At 64.9% G+C, this 24592-nt stretch carries 18 protein-coding genes; 11 read left to right on the forward strand and 7 right to left on the reverse strand.

Annotated elements, in window-relative coordinates:
- The first annotated feature begins 127 nt into the window (after positions 1–127).
- The 7 genes from G3A50_RS21210 (at position 128) to G3A50_RS21235 (ending at position 7677) form a co-directional block, all read left to right on the forward strand.
- Complete coding sequence (locus G3A50_RS21210) at positions 128–1312, forward strand: HdeD family acid-resistance protein (protein ID WP_246251961.1); 1185 nt, start codon at positions 128–130, stop codon at positions 1310–1312.
- Positions 1309–2460 carry an MFS transporter gene (locus tag G3A50_RS21215; protein ID WP_246251964.1) on the forward strand — a complete coding sequence of 384 codons (1152 nt, stop codon included), beginning with the start codon at positions 1309–1311 and terminating at the stop codon, positions 2458–2460. The genes G3A50_RS21210 and G3A50_RS21215 overlap by 4 nt, the downstream gene beginning before the upstream one ends.
- Positions 2461–2739: 279 nt before the next feature.
- Positions 2740–3675 carry an amidohydrolase gene (locus tag G3A50_RS22885; RefSeq protein ID WP_281355827.1) on the forward strand — a complete coding sequence of 312 codons (936 nt, stop codon included), beginning with the start codon at positions 2740–2742 and terminating at the stop codon, positions 3673–3675.
- Positions 3668–4510 carry an amidohydrolase gene (locus G3A50_RS22890; RefSeq protein ID WP_281355828.1) on the forward strand — a complete coding sequence of 281 codons (843 nt, stop codon included), beginning with the start codon at positions 3668–3670 and terminating at the stop codon, positions 4508–4510. The genes G3A50_RS22885 and G3A50_RS22890 overlap by 8 nt, the downstream gene beginning before the upstream one ends.
- A gap of 43 nt (positions 4511–4553) precedes the next feature.
- The gene (locus G3A50_RS21225; protein WP_163077088.1) at positions 4554–4808 is read left to right on the forward strand and encodes a hypothetical protein; all 255 of its coding nucleotides are present in this window, start codon (positions 4554–4556) and stop codon (positions 4806–4808) included.
- Positions 4809–4913: 105 nt separating this feature from the next.
- Positions 4914–6722 carry a sulfatase family protein gene (locus G3A50_RS21230; protein ID WP_163077089.1) on the forward strand — a complete coding sequence of 603 codons (1809 nt, stop codon included), beginning with the start codon at positions 4914–4916 and terminating at the stop codon, positions 6720–6722.
- A 106-nt stretch (positions 6723–6828) separates the two neighbouring features.
- Complete coding sequence (locus G3A50_RS21235; RefSeq protein ID WP_246251965.1) at positions 6829–7677, forward strand: hypothetical protein; 849 nt, start codon at positions 6829–6831, stop codon at positions 7675–7677.
- Between the two features lie 90 nt (positions 7678–7767).
- On the opposite strand, the gene G3A50_RS21240 is transcribed toward G3A50_RS21235, so the two are convergent.
- Together G3A50_RS21240 and G3A50_RS21245 are read right to left on the reverse strand one after the other, a co-directional pair.
- Positions 7768–8094 (reverse strand): hypothetical protein, encoded by a 327-nt coding sequence (locus G3A50_RS21240; RefSeq protein ID WP_163077091.1) that lies wholly within the window; start codon positions 8092–8094, stop codon positions 7768–7770.
- A gap of 493 nt (positions 8095–8587) precedes the next feature.
- A complete protein-coding gene (locus G3A50_RS21245) occupies positions 8588–11461 on the reverse strand; it encodes an autotransporter family protein (protein WP_246251968.1) in 2874 nt (957 codons plus the stop codon).
- An 846-nt stretch (positions 11462–12307) separates the two neighbouring features.
- Between G3A50_RS21245 and G3A50_RS21250 the strand changes: the two genes are divergently transcribed.
- Genes G3A50_RS21250 through G3A50_RS21265 form a run of 4 tightly spaced genes read left to right on the forward strand, consistent with a single transcriptional unit; the run spans position 12308 to position 18013 of the window.
- Positions 12308–13588 carry a glycosyltransferase family protein gene (locus G3A50_RS21250; protein ID WP_163077093.1) on the forward strand — a complete coding sequence of 427 codons (1281 nt, stop codon included), beginning with the start codon at positions 12308–12310 and terminating at the stop codon, positions 13586–13588.
- Between the two features lies 1 nt (position 13589).
- On the forward strand, positions 13590–14939 hold the full coding sequence (locus G3A50_RS21255) for a glycosyltransferase family 4 protein (protein ID WP_210255188.1): 1350 nt from the start codon (positions 13590–13592) through the stop codon (positions 14937–14939).
- Positions 14940–14942: 3 nt separating this feature from the next.
- Positions 14943–16082, forward strand: a complete 1140-nt coding sequence (locus tag G3A50_RS21260) for a glycosyltransferase family 4 protein (protein WP_163077094.1) — start codon at positions 14943–14945, stop codon at positions 16080–16082.
- On the forward strand, positions 16079–18013 hold the full coding sequence (locus G3A50_RS21265) for a glycosyltransferase (RefSeq protein WP_163077095.1): 1935 nt from the start codon (positions 16079–16081) through the stop codon (positions 18011–18013). The genes G3A50_RS21260 and G3A50_RS21265 overlap by 4 nt, the downstream gene beginning before the upstream one ends.
- Positions 18014–18068: 55 nt before the next feature.
- Here G3A50_RS21265 and G3A50_RS21270 read toward each other — a convergent pair whose 3' ends face one another.
- The 5 genes from G3A50_RS21270 to G3A50_RS21290 are packed head-to-tail and all read right to left on the reverse strand — an operon-like array spanning position 18069 to position 24591.
- The gene (locus G3A50_RS21270; RefSeq protein WP_163077096.1) at positions 18069–18569 is read right to left on the reverse strand and encodes a class I SAM-dependent methyltransferase; all 501 of its coding nucleotides are present in this window, start codon (positions 18567–18569) and stop codon (positions 18069–18071) included.
- A 14-nt stretch (positions 18570–18583) separates the two neighbouring features.
- On the reverse strand, positions 18584–19762 hold the full coding sequence (locus G3A50_RS21275; RefSeq protein WP_163077970.1) for an ABC transporter permease: 1179 nt from the start codon (positions 19760–19762) through the stop codon (positions 18584–18586).
- 2 nt (positions 19763–19764) lie between these two features.
- Positions 19765–20763, reverse strand: a complete 999-nt coding sequence (locus G3A50_RS21280) for an ABC transporter permease (RefSeq protein ID WP_163077973.1) — start codon at positions 20761–20763, stop codon at positions 19765–19767.
- A 6-nt stretch (positions 20764–20769) separates the two neighbouring features.
- A complete protein-coding gene (locus G3A50_RS21285; RefSeq protein WP_163077097.1) occupies positions 20770–22704 on the reverse strand; it encodes an ABC transporter substrate-binding protein in 1935 nt (644 codons plus the stop codon).
- Between the two features lie 9 nt (positions 22705–22713).
- Positions 22714–24591 (reverse strand): ABC transporter ATP-binding protein, encoded by a 1878-nt coding sequence (locus G3A50_RS21290; RefSeq protein WP_246251971.1) that lies wholly within the window; start codon positions 24589–24591, stop codon positions 22714–22716.
- Position 24592 lies beyond the last annotated feature (1 nt).

Below are 24592 nucleotides of genomic sequence, written 5' to 3' on the forward strand. Positions count from 1 at the left end.
GCTCATCGGGGCGGAAGCCTTCAGGGCACGCTGGTACGTTCTTGGCGTTCTAGGCGCTGCACTTATAGCCGGCGCGATTTTCCTGGCGTTTCACGCCTCCAGCGGCATTGTCGTCGTTGCCGGGAGGGTGGTCGGCTTCGTTTTCATATTCATGGGCCTGGGCAATGCCCTGCGTTTGTTGGACCACACCCATCTGGTCGCGCGCGCGCTCACCTTTGCTCGGGCCATAGCGCTCATCGCCATCGGCGCGGTCGTCATCCATTGGCCGGGCCACAGTGAGAGAATCCTCGCGGCGTTATTTTGCGTGGTTTTTCTTGTCGACGGTATCGGGCGCATCGGCATCGGGCTGCTGGTGCATTTGCCTGACTGGCGGAGCCGCGCGCTTTACGGTTCGGTTGAGCTTGCCTTCGCGGTCCTTTTCTTCACCGGATGGCCGCTGCCACTCGAGCGCAGCATCCCGCTCTGCGTCGGACTGATCTTTGCCCTCAGGGGGTGGATGCTGATCAGGTTCAGCCTGATGTTCCGAACGCTCGAAAACGAAGCGGCAATACTCTCCTTGCCAATCTTTGCCACGCGGGGTTGGTACGCCAACGCGCCCGTCCTGGTCGATGATCAAGAGACCGAGCTGGTGGAGAATCCACTGACCGTGCACGTCTGGACCCCGGCTGGATCCGCCGCAGTGGCGCAACACCTGCCGGTCATCGACCGCTACGTTGCTGCTATCGACGCGAAGGGCGTGATCTCCACCGGCCACGCCTCGATGGAGATGCTGCCCTCGCTCTACATCAGCCACTATCCGGCGGTTGAGCTGGACCGCTCAACCGCCGACTTCGTCACCGCCCTGCGCGGCACGCCGGAGAATGATGTCGAAGGTCGGTTTCAGCCGTCTTATGCCTATGAAGTCGGCGAATGGTGCGCGGCCGACGCCCATGTCGAGTTCCGCAACTTCAACCCTAGGCGATTGCGGGCCTTCTGGGCCGGCTACCGGCAGGACAACACCTACAATCTCACCAACCGGAACTGTTCGGTGGTGGTGGCGCAGGCGCTCGACGCCGCACTGGAGGGCTCGCTCGCGACGCGCTCGCCCTGGCTGCAATTGGTCATCCTGCTTGCAAACCCGGATGTGTGGATCGGCGCCACGCTTCGCAGCCGTGCCTATCTGAGCACATGGACGCCGGGGCTCGTGCTGGACTACGCGCGCACCATGGCGCGGATCGTCGAGAAGCAGGACGTCAGTTGGAGTGCGAGCCTCAGCCGATTTTTGCGGCGCCTATGGCAGGACAGAGCAGGAAGCACCGGGGCGGCGGCGTGAACGAGTCTTCGCCTGGTGCATCGCTGCTGTTCTCGCGCGGGGCCGTTATTGCAACGGCCACCATGTTTGGATTGACCTACAGCCTCAGCGCAGGGTTGATCGCCTTCAGCCTGGTCCAGCAAGGTCGCAGCGAAGCGCTGATTGGCGCGAACGCGGCGATGCATGCCGTGGGCGTGCTGGTCGTCGCGGTGTGTCTTCCGCGTTTCGTGGCGGCGTACGGGATACGCCGCCTCGTCATCATCGCGCTGGGGACCGCCGCCACCGTGCTGGCGAGCTTCCCGGCCCTGCCCTTCATCGTCTTGTGGTTCGTTCTGCGGCTGATGCTCGGCATGGCGTCGGAGACGCTTTTCGTGCTGTCCGAGGTCTGGACCAACAGCTTAAGCAGTGAGTCGACACGCGCCCGCGCCATGGCGACCTATACGGCGGCGCTGTCGATCGGCTTCGCGCTGGGCCCGATCATTCTGTCGCTGGTGGGCACGTCAGGCTTTGCACCCTACCTCGTCGGCGCGGGTATCGCACTGGCGGCGGCGGCTCTGGTGGCTTCGCCGAAAGTGCAGGTCCCGGTCTTCGACGAACCGGTCACCGGCAGCCCGCTGCGCTTCATGCGGCTCGCCCCCGTTGCGATCTCGGCGACGATGCTGAACGCCGCTCTCGAGACATCCGGCCTGTCCTTCCTGGCGATCTACGCCGTGAATCTCGGCTGGCCGGAAGCGGACGCGACACGGTTGATGTCGGTAATGATGATCGGCGCCATCATGCTGCAACTGCCGATCGGCTGGCTCGGCGACACGATCGACCGCATCACGCTGGTCGTGGCGCTCGCCATGATCGCGGCCCTCGGCGCACTGGCCTGGCCATTCGCGCTTGGCAGTCCATGGCTTACCTACGGTTTGTTGTTCATCTGGGGCGGGGCATTCGTGGGCATCTACACGCTGATGCTGAGTGTGGTCGGAAGTCGCTTCAAGGGAACGGAGCTTGTTGGCATCTATGCGGCCATGGGGCTGATGTGGGGACTTGGGGCGCTCCTTGGCCCACTCATTGCCGGCTTTGCAATGGAGTGGTCGCGCAACGGACTGGCCTTCTTCGCCGCAGCGGTTTGCGCCACTTTCGCGGCATTCGTTGTAACACGCGGCAAGCGGCCGACCTGATGCCGCCGGCTCGGGGACGATTACGCCAATTCACAATTAATGTATGTAAATAATAGACAACGCAATAATTTACGCGGACATCATTATTTCAACGTTGCTTCCTTTCGCAGACATAGTAATCATTCCATTTATAAAACGAAGTATCGGCGACCCATCGATACTAGGCGTTGCAGAATACCATCTGTGTTTGGTGTGCCTGTTGAGGGCATCAAGGAGTCGTCGATGTGTATCGCGTGTGACTGGGCCCCCCATTTTTCAAAGTTTGGAAACCCCGTCACGATGAGCAGAAGCGGCGGCACCAGCCGGCGCGCTGTTTTGCGAGCCGGTGCCGGCCTCACTGCCGCGGCGGCCATGACGTCGGTCTTCCGTGCAAGCGAAGTGTTCGCCCAAGGCGCGGCGGACGGCGCTGCCGATTACGTGTTCCACAATGGACGCGTCTATACCGTTGCCGGCTCCGCACCTTGGGCGAAGGCCGTTGCTGTGAAGGGCAAGACCATTGTCCATGTCGGTGATGAAGCCGGGGCGATGGCTTTGGCCGGACCGAAGACGCAGATGGTGGACCTGAAGGGCCGCCTGCTGATGCCGGGCTTTGTCGAGGGTCACACCCATCCCTTCCTGGGTGCATTCCTGACGTCCGGCCTCGATCTCCAGCTCGCTAATCTCGACGAGGTGCTGGCGGCCATCGCGGGCTACGCCAAGGAGCATCCCACTGGCCCGATCCGCGGCTTTGGCTGGCGGGTCGACATGTTCCCACCCGAGGGCCCCAATCGGGCAGAGCTGGACCGTATCCTGCCGGACAGGCCGGCCTTCTTCTTCGCCATTGACGGGCATAGCCTGTGGGCCAATTCGAAGGCGCTGGAGATGGCCGGCGTCAATCGCGACACGCCCGATCCCATCCCGCGCTTCAGCTATTACGCCCGCGACCAGAAGGGTGACCCGACCGGCTATGTGCTGGAAGTGAACGCGGTGCTGAGCCTGGTGAACGCGGTCGAGCCGATCTCGGCACAGACCATGGCCCGACTGCTGGAAGGCTGGCTGCCCAAGGCCGCTGCTGCCGGCATCACTACCGTATTCGACGCCGGCGTGCCGCCCATCGGCAGCGACCAAGGTGCGATGTTCGCGCTCTATGAAGATGCGGAGAAGCGCGGCGTGTTGCCGTTCCGCGTCTCGGCGTCCTATTCGGTGAAGTCCCCCCCCGATCGACCAGGTGGTTGAAACGCTGACCGACATCCGCAAGCGGATCGGCAGCGAGCTGGTCAAAGTCGACACGGTGAAGATCATCGGTGACGGCTCGCAGGGGGGCTACACCGCGTGGCTGATCGAGCCCTATGCCGACATGCCCGACTCAACCGGCGGTTCGCCCTTCACCGAGGATCAGTGGCACCAGCTTGTCGGCATGGTCGATGCGGCCGGCTTCGACGTGCATATCCATGCCTGCGGCGAGCGCACGGCGCGGGTGGCGCTCGATTCGATCGAGAAGGCGATAGCCGCCAATCCGGCGCGAGACCGACGAAACACCATCGCGCATCTGGTCTATGTCGAGGACAGCGACAACCCGCGTTTTGCCAAGCTCGGGGTCATCGCCCAATTCTCGGCGAACTGGTCCTCGGCCGACCCGGACACGTTGCAGAACATGGTGGCCCGCTATGGCGAGCCACGCGCCAGCCGGATGTACCGCACCAAGACGGTCCTGAAGCAAGGCGGCCGCGTCTCGTTCGGGACAGACTGGCCGGCCGCGGGCTATTTTTCGACCTATGAGCCGCTGAAGTCGATCCAGGTAGGCGTCACCCGGCAACTCATCGGCCTGAAGGACGCGCCGGTGCTGAGCCCATCCGATGAGAGGCTGACGGTCGAGGAAGCGATCCACGCCAATACACTCGGCGCCGCGTATCAGCTGCGGATGGACCACCAACTGGGCTCGATCGAGGTGGGGAAGCTCGCCGACCTGATCATTCTCGACCGCAACATACTTGAGGGAGATCCGCACGATATCCACAAGGCGAAGGTCGATATGGCGATGATGAACGGGACCATCCGCCACAAGGCGTGAGGCACATATTCTCGAATTACTCTTTCGATCGAAGAGTTCCCGCATGAAGACCTTTCTCGCCTTTTTGATACTCGTCCTGGGCGTCGCAACGCTTCCTCTTCGTGCCCAGCTGCTTCCCGAGATCTGTTCGAAGAAGAACTGCTTCATGGCCTTTGACGGCAGCGACCGGTCCTTCTGTCAGGCCTATGTCGAGGGAAAGTCCTGCTTCATGGCGCTGAATGGCCAAGCCCGTTCCGATTGCGAGGCGAACCGCGTCCCGCGAGAGCATCGTCACTGGCAGCGTTTGTGCAGTTCCTGATGAGGTGACCCCGTCCGCTGCGCCGTCACGCGGAGGCCGGACCTCAAAAGCCGGCACCCGTACTCGCCACCCCTTCCTGCCTGCGTTCTTAAGAGGCCGATACTGATGTCCCAAGACGACAAGCCTGGCGGTATTTCCCGACGCGACCTGCTCGGCAAGGGAACGGCCACGATCCTCAGCGCCAACCTGATTTCGGGTACCTCGACTGCCGCGGCGGAGGCGGCGACTGCGCCGGCCGAGGCCGCTGTCCCGATCACAGCGCCGGATTCGCCGCCAGGTGGTTACAACATTCTCTTCATTCTGGTCGATCAGGAGCACTTCTTTCCGAAATGGCCCTTTCCGGTGCCGGCCCGGGAGATGCTGAAGGCGAAGGGCGTTACCTTCGCCAATCACCAGGCGGCGTCGTGCGTGTGCTCCCCCGCCCGCTCGGTCATCTACACCGGCGAGCACATCCAGCACTCCGGCGTCTTCGACAACCTGAACTACCTCTGGCAGCCCGATCTCTCGACCTCGATCAAGACGATCGGCCATCGCATGAGCGAGCTCGGCTACTACTCGTCCTATCAGGGCAAGTGGCACATGAGCGCCAATCTTGACCAGACCAAGGTCGCGGTCGATGCGCCGATGGCCGACTATCGGGAGATCATCCAGAGCTACGGCTTCGATGGCTTCTTCGGCGTCGGCGACCTGATCGACAGCGGACTTGGCGGCTACACCTTCGACGGCTTCACCGCCGACCGGGTGGCGAGCTGGATGCGCCGAGAGGGCGAGGATTTGCGCGCCAAGGGACAGCCCTGGTTCCTCGCCGTCAACTTCGTCAATCCGCACGATGTGATGTATATCAACTCGGATCTGCCGGGTCAGGTCGTGCAGGGCAAGAATGCCGCGATCGACATCTTCCCCACACCCAACGACGCGCTCTATCAGGAACGTTGGGACGAGTTGCCGCTGCCGGCCAACCGCAGCCAACCTCTTGATGCGCCTGGTCGCCCGAAAGCGCACAGCATCTACCAGCAGATCCAGGACATGATGGTCGGCGCATGGCCCGACGAGGACCGTCGCTGGCATGTGCTGCGCAACTACTACTACAACTGCATCCGCGACTGCGACAACCAGGTCATGAGCGTCCTCCGGGCGTTGGCCGACAACAAGATGGACAAGAACACCATCGTTGTGTTCAACGCCGACCATGGCGAACTCGGCGGCCACCATCAGATGCGCGGCAAGGGCAACTGCACCTACAAGGAGCAGAACCATGTCCCGCTCATCATCTATCACCCCGCCTATCCCGGCGGAGTCGTCTGCCCGGCTATCACCTCGCAGCTCGATCTTGCCCCGACCCTCATCGCGCTGACCGGCGCCGATCCTGCCGCACAGGCCAAGGCCGCCGATGGCCTCAAAGGCCATGACCTCTCCAGCCTGCTGAAGAAGGGCGCCAGCGCCAAGGTCGACGAGGTCCGGCCAGCGGCTTTGTTCAACTACAACATGCTGTCCTACCAGGACGTGACTTGGGCCGAGCACTTCGTGCAAATGACGTTTTCGGGCAAGGTCACCAATGATGAGAAGGTCCAGACCTACCTCAAGAACGACCCGAACTTTGCTGAGCGGGTCGGCATTCGCAGCATCTTCGACGGGCGCTACCGCTTCTCGCGTTATTTCGGCCAGACCGACTTCAACACGCCGACGACGCTGGACGACCTGCTCGCCAAGAACGATGTCGAGCTCTACGACCTTCAGGAAGACCCGGAGGAGATGAACAACCTTGCCTTGGACACCAAGACAAACGGGGACCTTCTCCTCAGGCTCAACAAGCTGACCAATGATCTGATTACGGCGGAAGTCGGTGTCGATGATGGCTCGTTCCTGCCTATAAAGGACGGGAAGTGGTTCTTCCCGCCCAAGGCCGACCGGTAGACTGGCGATGCAACGATCGTCGGCGTGGCTGCCCTGTCCAAGCGCACTGGCCCTGGTGGGCCTTGTCCTCGCCTCCGGACACGCCTTCGCTCAGGAGAGCGGAGGCGTGAGCGCCAGCGCGGCCAGTAGCGATGCATCGACCGGCATGACGCATTTCTTCGGCAATACCCGTCATCTCCAGGCTGCGGCGGATCAGGTGGGGCTGAGCACGCAGACCGGGCCGCTGCCGTTCACGCTGTCGGGCAACGTGCAGAGCTGGACCAGCGGCCCGCCCTTGGCGGACCTCTATACCGAGGCGGCGCAGGCCACCTATCGCATCGACGACACCTGGAAACTGCTCGGCCAGCAGCTCTATCAAGAGCAATCGTCGATCTCGCTGTGGAACTTCGTCGGCGGCGTCGGCTATTCGCCGACCGAGGATTTCAGCCTGAACGCCATGGTCGGCGTTGGAATACACACGCAATATACCTATCAGTGGGCGGCGTATGTTTCCCCGCAATACACCCTGCCGGTCGAGATCAACGGCGAGAAGTGGGTCGCCTTCGGGGCAAATTTCACCTTCGAGGATTATGAACTCGGCTCGTTCTCGCAGGTCACGCCGCGGGTCAGCCTCAAGATCGCTTCCTGGCTGCCGCAGCTCCAGATCGGCTACGCCTTCGGCGAATTCGACGAAACGACGGAAGTGACACAAACACAGTACTATCAGCCCCAGGCTGTCAGCGGACTGAATGTGACCGCCGTACTGCACCCCTTCGATTCAATCTATGCGGTTCTCACCTACCTCCCGGAGAATCGCAACTACATCGCCGGAAACTACGTCACGCAGAACACCATCGGTGCCGCGCTGCATGTGAACCTGTCGCCGTCGTTCAGGGCATCGGCCTTCTATCAGGACACCTGGTATGCGGGCGGAAGCGATTACGCCATCGGCGGCGGCGGAAGCATCGCGTTCTGACGCGCTGTCAGGCGATCCGGGCCGGCGGCGCAGGCACGCCGCAGGCCCATTTGCACCGATGTAGCGCGGTACGCCTCACGCCCGTGCCGTCTATTTGAGACCCGCCAGGGTGCGGGCCTCGGTTACCGCCTTCATGCAACCCGCCTCATCACCTGCGGCCTGAAGGTTCAGCGCCTGGTTCAACGCCGCCTCGGGACCGGATTGCGGCGGTTGCAGCCCGGCGGCCGCCAAGGATTCCGGCGTCGGCTCCTTGGAATCCTGCGCCGCGATGGACTGGGGCTGGGTCTGCGGCTGCTTGGGCTTCGGCAGCACCTGCTTCAGATCGTGTTGAGTCTGGGTGATCGCCTCGATGCAGGTTTGCCAGCTCTGCGCTTGCGCTGGCTGAGCCGCTAGAGGAGCTGCGGCGGCGAAGACCAACCAAAAGGCACACCGCCCAAAGCACCCGGCTTCTGCGCGCCGAAATTGTACCACTGTCACACTCCACTCTGCGGCCTGAGATCATAATCCCGCAACGACTTTCATTATGCCATACCGTTCTGCTTTCAACAGTCTCGCGAGCAGGTCGGCGCGCATGGAGTGCCCTGATTTTTTTATCAGGATCCATATCTCGATCGGCTCTTAATGCTTGCTGACGGACTTTCTGGCCAAACCTCAACCATCTCGCTCGCCCCCTTTGCGATAATGGCGAGGAAGCGCAAAGCCCTCGACTTGGCTGCTGCCGGGCTCGGGTTCGCTATCGCGCTTGCAGCCCGCGACTGGTCTTCATGGGCACCTGGGCAGGTTGTGCCGGCCCCGCTTTCCTGGAGCCGGTTTCAGACTGTCTGCCGTCAGCGCCCTTGCGACCACTCAGGGATTTCCGGAAAGGAGGTTTCCCGGATCACAGATGGGACCTTCCGCGGGCGCAAACTGACTAGAAACGCCACCGCAGATTGGCCTGCAGCGCATTCACGGTCACGCTGTCAGCGAACTGGCCGAGGTAGGACACACCGACGCTGACCTGTTCGGTCAGTTGCAGGTCGGCGCCGACTTCCACAAGCGCCGTGTTCTCGGCGAGCGGCACGCCAGCCACGGTGAAATTCGCGCCGGGTGCGCTGAGAAACGCCATCTGGGTTTCCGGAGTGATGTCCCCAAATGCGTGCTGCCATGTAACAGCCGCGTGCGGCTGAAGCGCGACGCCGTTGGACAGTTCCAGCGTTGTCGCCGCGCGCAGACCAAGCGAAGAGTAGCTGGCATCCATCGAGCTTGATGAGCCCGTCAGGCCAGCGGAGGCGCCGGTCTCACTGAAGCTGTCCGTGTGGAGATGGACATAAGCGAGCCCGGCAAATGGCTCGATCGCCAGTTGCTGAACGGCGAAGCCGTAGCCGATCTCGGCGAAGACCTGCGCTGTCCCGCCGTCATAGTCCGCGTTCGCCTGCTCGGCATAACCGGGATAGGCGATGGTGCGCGACGCGTCGATCTGGTTGAAGGCGTAGCTGGCGCCGAGGCGGAGATTCCAGGGACCGGAGCTGGTGCCGGCGTAGAGAGCGAGCAGCAGGCTGTCGACGTCGGACGAACTCGCCAGCGCGTCAGTGTCGGCGCTCGACTGGGAATAGCCCAGCGCCGCGCCAAGAAGCCAGTCGTCGACCTTCACATCGGCGCCGGAAATGATGCCGCCAATGGTGGCATCGACGCTGGCGGTGTTGGTGCCGCTGTCGTAGTCGCTCCAGCCGCCGAAGCCCTGCGCCCAGATAGTGCCGTTGAAGGCCGGCTCAGGAGTGGCAACGGCCGCCTTGGTCGGGAACGGCACGCCAGCTTGAGCCGGTGGCGCATAGGCGAGCGCCGGGCCGCCATAGCCGAGTGCGCCCGTCGGACCCGCCTGCCCTGCATAGGAACCCTGGCGCAGGCGCCCGAGGATCGCCTGACGGCTAAAGAGGCTATCGCCTATGAGCACGGACTGTTCGCTGGCATAGGCCTCGCCGGACAGGGCATTGAGCGCGCCGGACAATTGGTCGGATGAGAGGTTGTAGAGCGGGGCCAGTGCCTCCGGCAGCTGGGTCAGAAACCCATCCGACGGGGTGTTGATGATGCCGTCGATGGCGCCGCCGACCGCGCGCTGGTTGGGCGTGTTGTTCGGTACGTTGGCGAGATCCGAGGCCACGCTCAGCGTGACAGCGGTCGGGCCGTAATTAACGGAAGCATCGAACAAGGCAGGAAGGCCGGATGTGGCCAGCGTGTCGAACGCGCCGGAGACCCCCTGCGTCGCGCCGATGAGCGCATAGCTCGGCGCGAAGTTCATGGTCTGAAAGTTGGCCTCCAGCGTGCCGGCCAGTCGCACCGTACCCGTGACCGCCATCCCGTCGTTCCAGTCGTCGCTTAACCGAACCGCAAGGGTGCCGGCCGGTGTCTGAACGAAGGTACCGCTGAAGTGATGCACGACCGGCACGTCAGTGGTGGTGACGCCAATCCAGCCGCTGTTCTCGAAACGCTTCGCCGCCCCCTCCGTCGCGGCGATTCGGCCGTCGATGATGCCGGTGTTCACGATCACCGTGCCGTAGCTGTCGGGTCCGGTCCGCAGGGCATCGGCGACTGCCGTGGCCTGCAAGGTGCCGTAGTTCAGGAAAGTGCCATAGAGACCGTGCAACTCAACCGCCGAACCGAACGCACCGGTCGCAACGATAGTCCCGCTATTGGTCAACACGCCATAGGTCTCGCCGCGCATACCGAGGCCGCCATTACCGCTGACCTGAATGATGCCGCTGTTGATGATGTCATCGCCCTTGAGTCCGGACAGGACGGCCTCATTCGCGGCGGCGGATGTCAGCGTGCCGGTATTGCGGATCGGATTGTAGATACCCGGAATGGTCGCCAGGTACCCGTTGATGCCGTTGCTGTCGACGTAGATACCGACGACATTCTCGCCATAGGCGGAGTTGGACGAAACGACGGCTCCGGGAATGTCGATCTCGTACCAGGTCGCGACACCGAGGGCGTCGACATGCATCACCGCCGGATGAACGGTACCGTCCGCGGTCACCCAATTGGTGACGAGATTGTATTCCCCGGATCGTCCAGCACCGGTTATGCCCTCGAAATGCGTGGCGACCGCGCCGGGATGATCGTAGGTGACATAATCGCCGGTGGTCTGGTCGTAGATGTACCCGTGCTCGGCATGGATAACGCCATCGACCATCACCTCTCCATAGCCTCCGGCGATCTTGTCGCCATAGATACCGTAAGCCGTGGTGCTGATGGCGCCGGGAATGTTGTTGGTGACGTAGGTGCCGGTATCGATGTTGTAGATGAAGGCGTTGCCGGTCGCGAGCTGGGTGTCGTAGTTGCCGACGACCTGGTTGCCGAACGTGCTGTGCGCGATGGTGTAGAGCGTGCCCGAGTCCGGATAGATCAGGGTCGTGATCTGCTGTCCCGGCGCGGCGGCGGCATCATAAAGATAGCTCAGGTCATAGGGCGCCGACGTTGCGGTCTGGTAGCTGCCGACCACGCGCAGAATGCCATCGGGATTGCCAAAATTCGGCCCGTAGGGTGACGAACCGATCGCGCCGGGGAAGTTCGCCCCGTTTGCCGTGGCTTCCGGCATCGGCGACCAGGTTTGTGTCGTCATGTTGTAGTAAAGACCGCCGGTCCCGGTAGTGCCCGGAATGGTATAATTGCCGACGATGTTGTCGCCGCGGATGCCGGTGAGGAACGTGCCGTTGGTGCCAAAATTCAGCGGCTGGTAGATGGTGGGCTCCTGCGGCAGAGGGTCGGCCTTCGCCACCTGCGGAAGGCTGCCAACACCCAGTCCCATCGCAACAAAACCGAGGGCACGCGCCCGTGCCACGCCGTGAGAAGTCCGTCGAATTTTCATGCTACGCCCCGCCGCCCCGCCCACAGGGCTGCTGAACCCTATCCGGGTCGGCCGTGAATAGCGATGCCGTTTTTTGGTCGCATTTTTGCCGCTGCCGGGCCGTCATCGAACATGACTGCGCGTGTATAATCATAGGGTTACGCCAGGCGGCGTGCACCGTAGCCTCATGACCAACACCGCTCGACGGCCGGCATATCCGGGGCTTCGACGCGCTTAGCGAGCCCGCGGCGCGGCTCCCGAATCGTCAGACCCGACGCGATGGGCAACACCCGCCAGATCGCCAGCCTTAACCGTCAACGGATCGCCCTCGCCTCTTGCCGCTGGCAATCCGGCACGGAATTCTTGATCCAGAACGTCGCGCTTAACCGCGCGTCGGCCGTCCTGCCGCAGCCTCTCGGCAGAGCGGGAACGGGAGGATCGCAGAGCTCGGGATGGACCAACCCGCCGCCTGCCATGAAGACTATTCGGATTGCGCCGCGCGCACACGCCGACTAGATCACGTTGGGATTTATGGCAGAATGGAGCGGGTTTCTGTTTCGCTCGAGCCCGGTAGCTGTTCACGACGTTGGCAGCGTTCAAGCCATTGTCATCAGAGGGCGCCCTGCGCAGGCTGCATGCCTGCTACAGCATTTTTTCACGGCCGCACTGTTGTCCAAATGCCATCGATGGCGCCGGCTCGACAGAGCCCACCACTGCGTCTTACCATCGTAGCCAAATCTAGAGTAATGGGTCTCGATCGATGGATCGACCAGCAACAGTGATGGCGATCCGCCAGCGGACAGACCAATGGAACTGAATACCGGCCACGCGTCCCCAGCCGAGCCGGCGCGGCAGAGCAAGGGGACGTCGCGCATCCTCATGTACAGCCACGACACCTACGGGCTGGGGCATATCCGCCGCTCGCGCGCCATTGCCAATGCGCTGGTGGCGGCGCACAGCCATGCGTCGGTGCTGATCATTTCCGGCTCATCGCTGGCAGGCAGCTTCAATTTCGCGCCGGGTATCGATTTCGTCCACGTTCCCGGGATCGCCAAGAGCGAGAGCGGAAGCTATGCGAGCGCCAATCTGCGCCTCGACGTCGCCGAGGTAACGGCGATCCGCGAAGCGCTCATAAGGCAGACCGCCGAATCGTTCCGGCCCGATATCTTCATCGCCGACAAGGAACCCGCCGGTTTCCGCGGCGAGCTTGTCCCCAGCCTCAAGCTGATGGGCAACATGGGCACGCGCCGCATCATCGGCGTGCGCGACGTGCTCGACAGCCCGGAAATCATTCGCTCGGAGTGGCACGACAAGGGTGCCATCCGCGTGATGACCGACCATTACGATGATGTGCTTGTGTATGGGACGGAGCAGTTCTACCGCCCGCTCGACGGCATTCCCATGCCAGCCGAGATGCGCTCGCGCATCGTCTACACCGGCTATCTGCGCCGCTCTGTCCCCGGCGGTTCCTCCGGTGTGCGCTATCCGCGTTCGACCAAGGGCCCCTTCATCCTCGTCACCACAGGTGGAGGCGCCGATGGGGCCGGGCTGATCGACTGGGTGATTTCCGCCTATGAGGCGGACCCTCAGATTCCGTTGCCATCCGTCATCACCTTCGGTCCCTTCCTTTCCAATGCTCAGCGGGCGCAGTTCCTTGAGCGGATTGACCGCCTGCCCAAGGTTGATGCGATCGTGTTCGACCCGAAAATCGAGCGGCTGATGAACCGTGCCTCTGCCGTCGTCGCGATGGGCGGCTACAATACGTTTTGCGAGATTCTGTCCTTCGACAAGCCCGCCCTGCTGATGCCCCGCTCCCGCCCCCGCCAGGAACAGTTGATCCGGGCCACCCGCGCCTCAGCGTTGGGATTGGTGCAGATGCTGCTCGATCCGATCGAACAGGGTGAGCCGACGCGGGACCCCATGGTCATGGCACAGGCGCTCACCGCGCTGCGCGACCAACCGGCCCCGTCGCTGGTTTCTCCCCCCGGCCTGCTGGAGGGCCTGCCCAGCATAGCGGACTACGTAGCGCCGCACATTGCCGGCCGGGAGCCGACCGATTCCGTGGCGTCGATAGGCCTTGGGGGCTGATTTGCCCAAGCGTTCTTCCAGCGGCCCGGCACACAAGACCGGCGCAGCGCGGATTGCCATTGTGCTCAAGGGGTACCCTCGCCTTTCCGAGACCTTCATCGCGCAGGAAATCCTGGAGTTGGAAAGGCGCGGACTGGAGTTCGACATCTGGTCGCTGCGCCGCCCGACGGACCGCTTCCGCCATCCCATGCACGAAGCGATATCGGCCCGGCTGTTCTATCTGCCTGAATACCTCAAGGACGATCCCCTGCGGGTGCTGCGCGGGATGGCCCATGCGTTCCGCCATTTGCGCTGGAAACCCGCCATACGGGCGTTTCTGGGCGATCTGCGGCGGGATTTCTCCGCCAGCCGCCTGCGACGGCTAGGTCAGGCCTTCGTGCTGGCGCGGGAGCTCGACCCGAGCATTGGGCACCTCCATGTGCATTTCTTGCACACGCCCGCCTCCGTCACGCGCTACGCGGCGCTGCTGACCGGCCGGAGCTTTTCGTTCTCGGCGCATGCCAAAGACATATGGACGACGCCTGATTGGGAGCGGCGGGAGAAGATCGCCGACGCCCGATGGGGCGCGACCTGCACAGCGGATGGCTGGAACGAACTGCGCCGGGTCGCGGGAGGCGCCGGGGGCCGTGTCCAGCTTGTCTATCACGGCCTCGATCTCTCCCGCTTCCCGGCGCCGCCGGCGACCCGGCGGCCGGCAAGCGGCGATGATGCCGCCGATCCGGTGCGCCTGATCGCGGTCGGGCGCGCGGTGACGAAAAAGGGGTTCGACACGCTGCTGGAGGCACTGGCCCAGCTGCCGGCCTCCCTTCACTGGCACCTGACCCATATCGGCACCGGCCCCTTGGTCGACAGCCTGAAAGAACAGGCTATCCGACTGAATATACATGATAAAATCGAATGGCGCGGCAGCCAGGCGCAAGGTGCGGTGGTTGAGGCGCTGCGCGCCGCCGACCTTTTCGTGCTCCCCAGCCGTCCGGGCGAAGATGGTGACCGCGACGGGCTGCCGAACGTCATCATGGAAGCGGCTACACAGGCATTGCCGATCGTCTCCACCCGCTTCGCCGGCGTGCCGGAATTCGTGGATGACGGCGTGAACGGCCTGCTGGTGCCGCCTGGAGACGCCCCTGCCCTTTCTGCCGCGCTGGCGAGCCTCATCGCCGACCCGCAACGGCGTGCCGCGCTCGGGGCAGCTGCCTTCCAGCGCCTGCGGGCGGACTTCACCTTCGAGGCCGGGATCGATCGGCTGGAAGACTGGCTGCGCGCGTCCGCCAATGGCGCGGACATGCCCGTCGCCGAGCCCGCCAGTGCCACGGGCTCCAGCGCCGCCGAGGCCGCGCCGGCCGAGATCTAGGCCATGCGCTGCCTGTTCCTCGCGCCGCTCAAATCACCGGATCACCCCACGCCGTCGGGCGAGCGCACGATGGCTCGGCTTTTCGTCAAGTTACTGGAAAATATCGGCTATCAGGTCGAGCTGGCGTCACATTTGCGCAGCTTCGTTCCTGATCCTGACACCGCCGACTGGCACGCGCTGCGCGAAGATGCGGCGGCTGAGATCGAAAGGCTGCTGGCGGGCGCGACCGACAGGCCGGCCGCCTGCGTGTTCACCTACCACGTCTATTACAAGGCCCCCGACCTGATCGGCCCCGCGCTCGCCGCGCGGCTTGGGGTGCCCTATGTCATCGCCGAGCCCTCCCGCGCGCCAAAGCGCGCCGTTGGGCGGTTTGCGGAGGGTCACGCGCTGGCCGAGCACGCCATCGACGCGGCCCGGCTGCTGCTGACGCCGACCGCGGCGGACCGCGAAATGCTCGACCGGTTGAAGCCGCCCGGGCAGCTGGTGGCGGACCTCAAGCCGTTCATCAATCTTCGCGAATGGCCAGACGCGCCACGCCGGCGCGTGAGTGCGATGGGAGCGCCGGTGAGGAGCGTCAGGCCGGTGAGGCTCGTGAGTGTCGCCATGATGAGGGACGGCGACAAGCTCGCCTCCTACCGCCAGCTCGCCGCGGCGCTGGAGATGCTGCGCGTCGAGGACTGGACGCTCGACATCGTCGGCGACGGGCCCGCGCGGGGCGCGGTCGAGGCCGCCTTCGCCCCCCTTGGCGAGCGCGTGACCTTCCACGGGGCGCTCACCGACCGTGCGGCGCTGGGGGCGTGCCTCTCGGGCAGCGACATCTTCGTCTGGCCGGGCGTCAACGAGGCGTTCGGGGTGGTCTATCTCGAGGCGCAGGCCCGTGGCCTTGCCTGCGTGGCCGGGGCCTATGGCGGCATCAGCGATACCATGCAGGTCGGGCGGACAGGGCTGCTCACCCCGACCGGCGACGTGCCCGCCTTTGCCGAGGCGGTGCGCGGGCTGATCATCGACACGCGGAAGCGCCAGCTTATGGGCGCCGACGCCGCGCGCTTCATTGCCGAGGAACGGGACCTGCCCGTCGCCGCCGCAACGCTTCTGCGGGCCTTCGCGGAGGCCGGCATCGCACTTCCGGAGACCGACCATTGAGCGACCACAGGGTGATGATCGTCGTGACCCATCTGCTCGGGGTCGGCCATCTGGCGCGGATGGCGGCGGTCGGGGCGGCGATGGCGGCGCGGGGCTGGAAGGTCACGCTGGTCTCCGGCGGCCGGCCGGCGCCCACCGTTGCGCTCGACGGGCTGGAGCTGGTGGCCCTGCCGCCGGTTCACTGCGTCGGCACCGATTTCGCCACGCTCTATGCCGCGCCCGGCCTTGTCGCCGATGCGGACTATTTCACCCGCCGCCGCGAGGCCCTGCTGGCCGCCTTCGACGCGGCACGGCCGGAGGCGCTGATCACCGAACTGTACCCGTTCGGGCGGCGCTCGCTCGCGGGCGAATTCGACGCGCTGCTGGCTCACGCGCACGGGCGCGCGGACCGTCCCGCCGTGCTGTGCTCGATCCGCGACGTGCTGAACCCGCCCTCGCGCCCGGAACGCGCCGAGGCGACGCTGGCGTGCCTCGGGCGCTTCTATGACGGCGTGCTGTTTCATGGTGCTGCCGACGTGGTGCCCCTCAGCGCCTCGTGGCCCGAGGCCAAACGGTTGAACAATCGGTTGAGAGAAACCGGTTATGTGCATGACGGATCACGTCAAGTCTCGACTTCCGACGAGGCTGGCGCGGGAGAGATCATCGTTTCTGGCGGCGGCTCGGCGGCGGGCCTGCCTCTGGCGCTGGCCTCGCTGCAGGCAGCCCGGCTGGTGCCGGAAAAGCGGTGGCGGCTGCTGGTAGGTGGCAGCGTGCCGGGCGAGACGCTCGATGCGCTGAAGGCCGAGGCCCCCGCCAATATGATCGTGGAGCGCGCGCGGCCGGACTTCCCCGCGCTGCTGGCGCGTGGCGCGGCTTCCATCAGCCAGGCCGGCTACAACACGGTTCTCGACCTCGCCGCCGCCAATGCCCGCGCGGTGCTCGTGCCCTTCGCCGAGGGGGGCGAGAAGGAACAGACAATCCGCGCCGGTGAACTCGCCCGGCGCGGCCTCGCCCGTCACCTGCCGGCCGAGGCCCTGACGCCCGAGACCCTTGCCGCGGCGCTGCGGGAGCTACTGGCCCGTCCGGCCCCCGACTGGCACGGCATCGGCCGCGCGGGCGCGGCGAAGACCGCCGACATCGTCGCCGACGAGATCGCGCGCCGGGCGGTGGCGCGGGCCGGCTGGGCCCACCTCGACGCTGCGCTGGGGCGCGCCCGCGCAGCACGCCGGACGCTCGATTTCTGGTGGCGCGACGACGATGCCACCGAACCAACGCCGGCGCTGGAGGCGCTGCTGGCGAACCGGCGGCGCTGGAAGGTTCCGCTCGCTCTCGCCGTCATTCCCGACCGCGCCACCCCGGCGCTGGCCGAAAGGCTGGCGACCGAGACAGGTGTCGATGTGCTGGTGCATGGCTGGGCCCACGCCAACCACGCCCCGCCCGGCAGCAAGAAGGCCGAATTTGGCCCGCATCGGCCGATGGATGTCATGGTCGAGCAGGTACGCGAGGGCCGGCGGCGGATAGAGGCGCTGTTCGGCGCCCGCGCCCTGCCGGTGTTCGTGCCGCCGTGGAACCGCATCGACCCGGAACTCGCGGGTCGGCTTTCGGGCGCGGGCTATCGCGTTCTCTCCACCTACAAGAGGCGATCGCCAGCGGCCCTGCCCGGCCTTACCGAGATCAACACCCATTGGGACCCGATCGACTGGCACGGTGGTGGCGGGCTTGTGGAGGAAGGCAAGCTGCTGAAACAGCTCGCGGTGCTGATCGAGGACGAGTTGGCCGCGGCGCCGGGCACGCTGGAGCCCATCGGGGTCCTGACGCATCACCTCGTCCATGATCGCTGGATCGAGGGCTTTCTCGATGCGCTGATGGCACGACTGCTCGGCTCCGGCGTGGCGCGCTTCCGCTCGCTGGCGCAGGAGACGGGTGCGCAGAACACGCGGGCGGAAGGCTGACAGGCGGCGCCTTTCGCCGTCGGCCGGCTCCTCTGCCGCAAGCAGGCCCCCGCCCTCAGGGCTGGCGCCGGTACAGATGGTAGCTGCCGTCCCGCGCCCCCGGCGGCAGAGGCAGCGGCGCGAAGCCCGCCATCTCCAGCGGCAGGTCCGACATCACGATGCCGCCCGGCGCCATGACGGGGGGCAGAACCCGCGCGCACATGGCGGCGACGCGGCGGTTCTGCTCGCGATCAAAGGAGCCGAGGTCGGCATTGGCCAGCACCACCTTGCCGGCAAGCCGGTCATGAAGGGCGGGAAGGGTTTCGTCGACCTCGCCGAGGAACAGCAGCGCCGGGTCGGGCTGGCAGTCGGCATAGGCACCGTTGGCGCGGTCGAACACGTAGATCTCGCGTTCGGGCAGATGGTGGCGCAGATGGGAGAAGGTGCGCCCGAGGCCGAGGCCGAGCTCGACCACCGGCCCCGGACGCGCGGCGATCTCGCCGAAGGCATAGGCAAGGCAGGCGTGCTGGGCCTGAAGGCGAAACAGGGTCTTTTCGAGACGGGAGATCTTCGACATGCCGGAAAGCGTTCTCAGCGATAGGGATCCGCGGCGTCACGCAGCCCGTCGCCGAGGAAGTTGAAGGCGAGGATGACGATGATGACGGGCACCACCGGCAGGATGAGCCAGGGGTAGAGGACGACGATGTTGATGTTCTGCGCCTCGTTCAGCATCACGCCCCAGCTGGTGATGGGCGGGCGCAGGCCAAGGCCCAGGAAGGACAGCGCGGTCTCGCCCAGGATCATGCTCGGAATGGCGATGGTGGCCATGGCGATGAGATGGCTCATGAAACCCGGCACGAGGTGGCGGAACACCACGCGCGGCGTGCGTGCGCCCATGAGCTGGGCGGCGACCACATAGTCATCCTCGCGCAGCGACAGAAGCTTGGAGCGCACCGCGCGCGCCAGCCCGGTCCAGTCCATCAGCCCGAGTATGATGGTGATGCCGAAATAGACCAGTATCGGGCTCCAGGTCGGCGGCATCACCGCCGAGAGCGCCAGCCAGAGCGGGATATGGGGCAGTGACTGCACCACCTCGATAACGCGCTGCACCACGAGATCGAACCAGCCGCCGTAATAGCCGGCGAGGCCGCCAATGACGATGCCGAGCCCGAAGCTGACCGAGACGCCGATGAGGCCGATGGTCAGCGAAATGCGCGCGCCATAGATCATGCGCGAGAGCATGTCGCGGCCCAGCCGGTCGGTGCCGAGCAGGAACATCGTGCCGCCCTCACCCGGGCACATGAGATGCAGATCGCCCTCGATGAAGCCCCAGAACTGGTAGGTGTCGCCCCGGCACAGGAAGCGCACCGGATAGATGCGGCTGGTGTCCTCCGTGTAGTCGCGGCGCAGCTTGTCCATGTCCAGCTTGTAGGACAGCCCATAGGTGAACGGGCCGACGAAGCGGCCTTCATGGAACAGGTGGATAGCCTGCGGCGGGCTGCGGATGAAATCGGTGTGGCGCTCATACGGGCTGTAGGGCGCCAGGAACTCGCAGATCAGGATCGAGGCGTAGAGCCCGGCGAGGAAGATGCCGGAGACGACCGCGAGGCGGTGGCGACGGAACTTCCACCACATCAGCGTGAGCTGGGAGGCCAGATAGACGCGCTCCTGCGCCTTGGTCATCGGCTCGCTCGCGTTCGGATCGAACGGGGCGCGGTCGACGAAGTGATCCAGCGGCGCGCCCGAAGGCGGCAAGGGCTGCGAGGTCATGCTCATTTCGAGCTGCCTCCCTGAAGGCGGATGCGCGGATCGAGGAACGCCAGCGCGATGTCGGAAATGAGCACACCAACGACGGTGAGGCAGGACAGGAACAGCAGGAACGAGCCGGCCAAATACATGTCCTGGCTCTGCAGCGCGCGCAGCAACAGCGGCCCCGTGGTCTGCAGCGACAGCACCACGGCGGTCAGTTCCGAGCCGGAGACGATGGTCGGCAGCACATCGCCAATGTGCGAGACGAAGAAGTTGAGCGACATGCGCAGCGGGTATTTCACCAGCGCCCGGCCGGGCGGAAGGCCCTTTGCCTTGGCGGTCACGTAATACTGTTTCTGAAGCTCATCCAATAGGTTGGCGCGGATGGCTCGCACCATGGTTCCGGTACCGCCGGCGCCGATGATGATGACGGGGATCCACAGATGGGCCAGCACAGACTGCACCTTGGCCCAGCTCCATGGCTGGTTGAAATAGGCCGGGTCCATGAGCCCGCCAATGGACAGACCGAACCACACATTGGCGAGATACATCATGATCAGCGCCAGCAGGAAGTGCGGCACCGCGATGCCGAGCAGACCGATGAAAGTGAGCCCGTAATCGCCCCAGCTATAGGGATGGGTCGCCGAATAGATGCCGATCGGGAAGGCCACCAGCCAGGTCATCAGGATGGTGCTGAACGACACCAGGATGGTCAGGCCGAGGCGCTCGCCCACCACATCACGGACCGGCATCTCATATTCGAACGAATAGCCGAAATCGCCCTGCACGAAGCCCGCGATCCAGCGGAAATAGCGCTCCACCGGCGGGCGGTCGAAGCCGTATTCGCGCTTGAGGAACTCGATGCGGCTGGTGTCGGCATGCTCGCCCTGCGCGGCCATCTCGGCCTGAAGGGTCTCGAAATAGTCGCTCGGCGGCAGTTCCATCACGGTGAAGATCAGCGCGCTGGTGACGAGCAGCGTCGGGATCATGATCAGGATCCGGCGGAGGATGTAGCGCAGCAGCATCCGTCAGTCCCTTTTCACTTCGAGAGCGGCATTGCCGTCCTCGAACCAGAAAGTGTCGATCATGTAGATGCCGAAATAGGCGCCGGGCTCGAAGCTGTAGATCCCGACTTCCGGCACGTTGCGCAGTTTGTTGCTCACCACGACCGGCTGCGACGTGCGGTTGAGGATGCCGATGGTGAACACCTGATCGGCATTGATCTCCAGCATCCGCGTCCAGATTTCCTTGCGCTCCTCGGGCGTGACCGAGCGGCGCCAGCGCTTGGCGAGGTCGACCAACTCCTGCGCCGCGGGCAGGTCCGGCTTTTCGCCCTCGCGGCCCATCGTATCGACATACTGGCCCCAGAGCGGCCACTGGAACTGCATCGAGGTGGTGGGCGCGAGCGAGTCCGGGGGCATGTTGGGGCCGGCGGTGGCGTTGTCGAGCCCCGGCCAGACCGCCATCTTGGCATTGCCGGCGATGACGCTGCGACGCAGCAGGTCGCGCTGCACGCCGCGCGGGTAGAGCTTGATGCCGATCTTGGCCCAGTCATAGCCCACGAGTTCGAGGATGTCGGTTTCCTCGGTATTGTCGCCGGCGGTTTCCACCGTGATCTCGGCGCGCCGCCCGTCCGGCAGCAGGCGGATGCCATCATCGTCGCGCCGTTCGAGGCCGGCCTCGTCGAGCAGCTTGTTGGCGAGGGCGGGGTCGTATTGCGACCAGGCACGATCGAAGCGGGAATCGTAGAGCGGGCTGCCGGGAAGCACCGTGTTGGCTCCCTCATGGGCCAGCCCGAAGAAGATCACCTGATTGATGTCGCGCCGGTTGATCGCCACCGACAGCGCGCGGCGCACCCGGACATCGCGCAGCACGGCGCGCCAGCCGGGATCGGTGACGTTGAGATTGGGCACCAGCGTGACATAGGCCCCCTCGCCGCGCTCCCACAACCGCACATTGTAATGCCCGTTCGCCTCCCCCTCCTTGAGGAAGGTGTAGTCGGAGAAGGCGATATAGCGGGCCTGAAGGTCGGCGCCGCCGGCCGCGACCTTGGCGGGAATCAGCGACGAGGTGCCAATCGACATCGTCACCTCGTCGATATAGGGCAGCTGGCGGCCCTGCTCGTCGACCCGGTGGTAATAGGGATTTCGCTTGAAGATGAAGAACTCCGAGGGCGGCTTCGTCGTCGGCATCCACGCCGAAAGGGTTGGCAATTCCGGGTTTTCGGGGCGGTAGGACCGCGCCATGCGGTCGTGAAGCGCGCCCCAGCCCTTCACCCGCTCCATCTTGATCAGCCCTGCCAGCCGCAGGGGATCGGCGTAGCGCTGGTGGAACTGCTTCATGTAGTGGGAGGGCAGCGCGATCTGCACCGGCTGCGCCGCCGCCAGCGCCGGCAGGAAGCCGGGATTGGGCATGCTCCAGCTGAAGCGGACCGTGGTCTCGTCGATGACCTCGAAATGCGGGCGCTCGCCCTTCACGACCAGTTGCAGCGGCGGGCCGTCGGGGCTGAGATAGTCGTCATTGGCGACATCCTCCCACCAGTAGCGGAAGTCCTCCGCCGTGAAGAGGTGGCCGTCGGACCAGCGATGCCGCTTGCGCAGGTGAAGCGTGAAGATCCGCCCTTCCTCGACATCCACCTTGGCGAGAATGTCGGGAATGATCTCGCCATTGAGATCGAACACCACCAGCCGCGCATAGCTGTAGACGGTCATCATGCGGATATCGCGCTGATCGCCCATCAGCATGCGCAGGGTGCCGCCATAATGGCCGGGCGTGCGGCCCATGGCGGGAAGATCGATGACGCGCGGATCCTCCGGCAGGCGCTCGGAAAGGTCCGGCAGCCGGCCTTCCCAGATGTCCTGCACCAGGGACGGCGCCTCCAGCGACATGTCGCGCGGCTGCGCGAAGGATTTGCTTACCGGCAACAGCAGGGCCAGAAGCCCGAAAGTCCTTCGCGTCAACATGGCTTGCCCCTATGCCGCCGTGACGTCGCGCGCCGTGCAGGCGCGATCGGCCAGCACAAAATGCCCGCCGCCGAGATCGAGCATTTCCAGTGAGCCCGGCGCCGTGCCGCGGAACTCCTCCGGCCAGGTCACGGGGTCCGAGGCGCCGCCGGTGAACGCCACGTCGAAATCCAGCTTGCGATCAAGATCGGGCAACGGCACCGCCTTGAGCAGCGAGCGGGTGTAGGGATGGGCGGGACGGTGGAACAGCGCGTCGCGCGGCCCGATCTCGACGATGCGCCCGCGCGCCATCACCGCGATCTGGGTGGCCATGTAATGCACCACGGCGAGATTGTGCGACACGAAGAGATAGGTCAGGCCGAGCGAGGCCTGAAGGTCCTTCAGAAGGTTCAGCACCTGCGCCTGCACCGACACGTCCAGCGCGGAGACCGGCTCGTCGCAGATGATGAGGTCGGGATTGAGCGCGAGGGCGCGGGCGATGCCGATGCGCTGGCGCTGGCCGCCGGAGAAGCTGTGCGGGTAGCGGCTGAGGAAGCGCGGATCGAGGCCGACGCATTCCATCAGTTCCACGGCACGGTGCTTCTGCTCCGCATCCGAGCCGCGCCCCTGAATGATCATCGGTTCGCGGATGATGTCCAGCACCGTCATGCGCGGGGAGAGCGAGGAGACCGGATCCTGGAAGATCATCTGCATGCGGGGGCGGAAGGCGCGCAGTTCGTTGTCGTCGAGGCCCATCACATCGACCGGCCCTGCCCGGTCGTTGAAGATGACCGAGCCTGAATCGGCGGTGCGCGCGCGCATGATCAGATTGCCGACCGTGGTCTTGCCCGAGCCGCTTTCCCCGACCAGCCCGAAGCAATGGCCGCGCATGATGTCGAAGCTGACATTTTCCACCGCGACCACGCGCGCGCCGTGCTTGCTGCCATAGGTCTTGCGCAGGTTGCGCACGTTCAGCAGCGCCGTGGATGCGGGGCGGTTGCCGGCCTCGCGGCGCAGATCCAGCGGCGGGGCGGCGGGCGCGACGTCGCGCAGCGCGACGAGACGCTCGCCCTCGGGCATGTCGAAGTCCGGCGAGGCCTTGAGCAGGGCCTTGAGATAGGGATGCTGCGGGCGGCGGAAGATGTCATCCACCGGGCCCGCTTCCATGACCCGGCCGCGATACACCACCACCACCTCGTCGGCCACATTGGCGACGACGCCCAGATCATGGGTGATGAGCAGGATCGCCATGCCCATCTCGCCCTGAAGCGTCTTCATCAGCTTCAGCACCTGGGCCTGGATGGTGACGTCGAGCGCGGTGGTCGGCTCGTCGGCGATCAGCAGCGCCGGACGGCAGATCAGCGCCATCGCCAGCATGGCGCGCTGGCGCAGGCCTCCGGAGAGCTCGAACGGGTACTGATCGTAATTCCGGCGCGGATCGCGGAAGCCGACGAGGCCCAGCATCTCCTCCGTGATGGCGCGGGCTTCCTTGCGCGGGTGCGGGCGATGAAGCTGGAGGGCTTCCTCGATCTGGTTGCCGATGGTGTGCACCGGCGACAGCGAGGACATCGGCTCCTGAAAGATCATGCCGATGCGCCCGCCGCGCAGCTTGCGGATCTTCTTGCCGTCGCGGTCGAGCTCGGCGATGTCGATGACCTTGCCGTCCTTGGCGGGGTCGGCGAACAGGATCCGTCCATCGTGGATGATGCCGTTGGGCGGCAGGAGACCCATGATGGACTGCGAAATCACGGTCTTTCCCGAGCCGGATTCGCCCACCAGCGCGACCGTCCGCCCCGCCGGCACCCGCAAGGAGACGCCCTTCACAACCTCATTGAGCTGTCCGTGGACCGCAAAAGAGACGCGCAGGTTCTCGATGCGCAGCAGATCCTTCGCCACCTCCCCGCTCACA

It is taken from the genome of Ancylobacter pratisalsi (assembly GCF_010669125.1).
GTDB classification, from domain to species: Bacteria; Pseudomonadota; Alphaproteobacteria; order Rhizobiales; family Xanthobacteraceae; genus Ancylobacter; species Ancylobacter pratisalsi.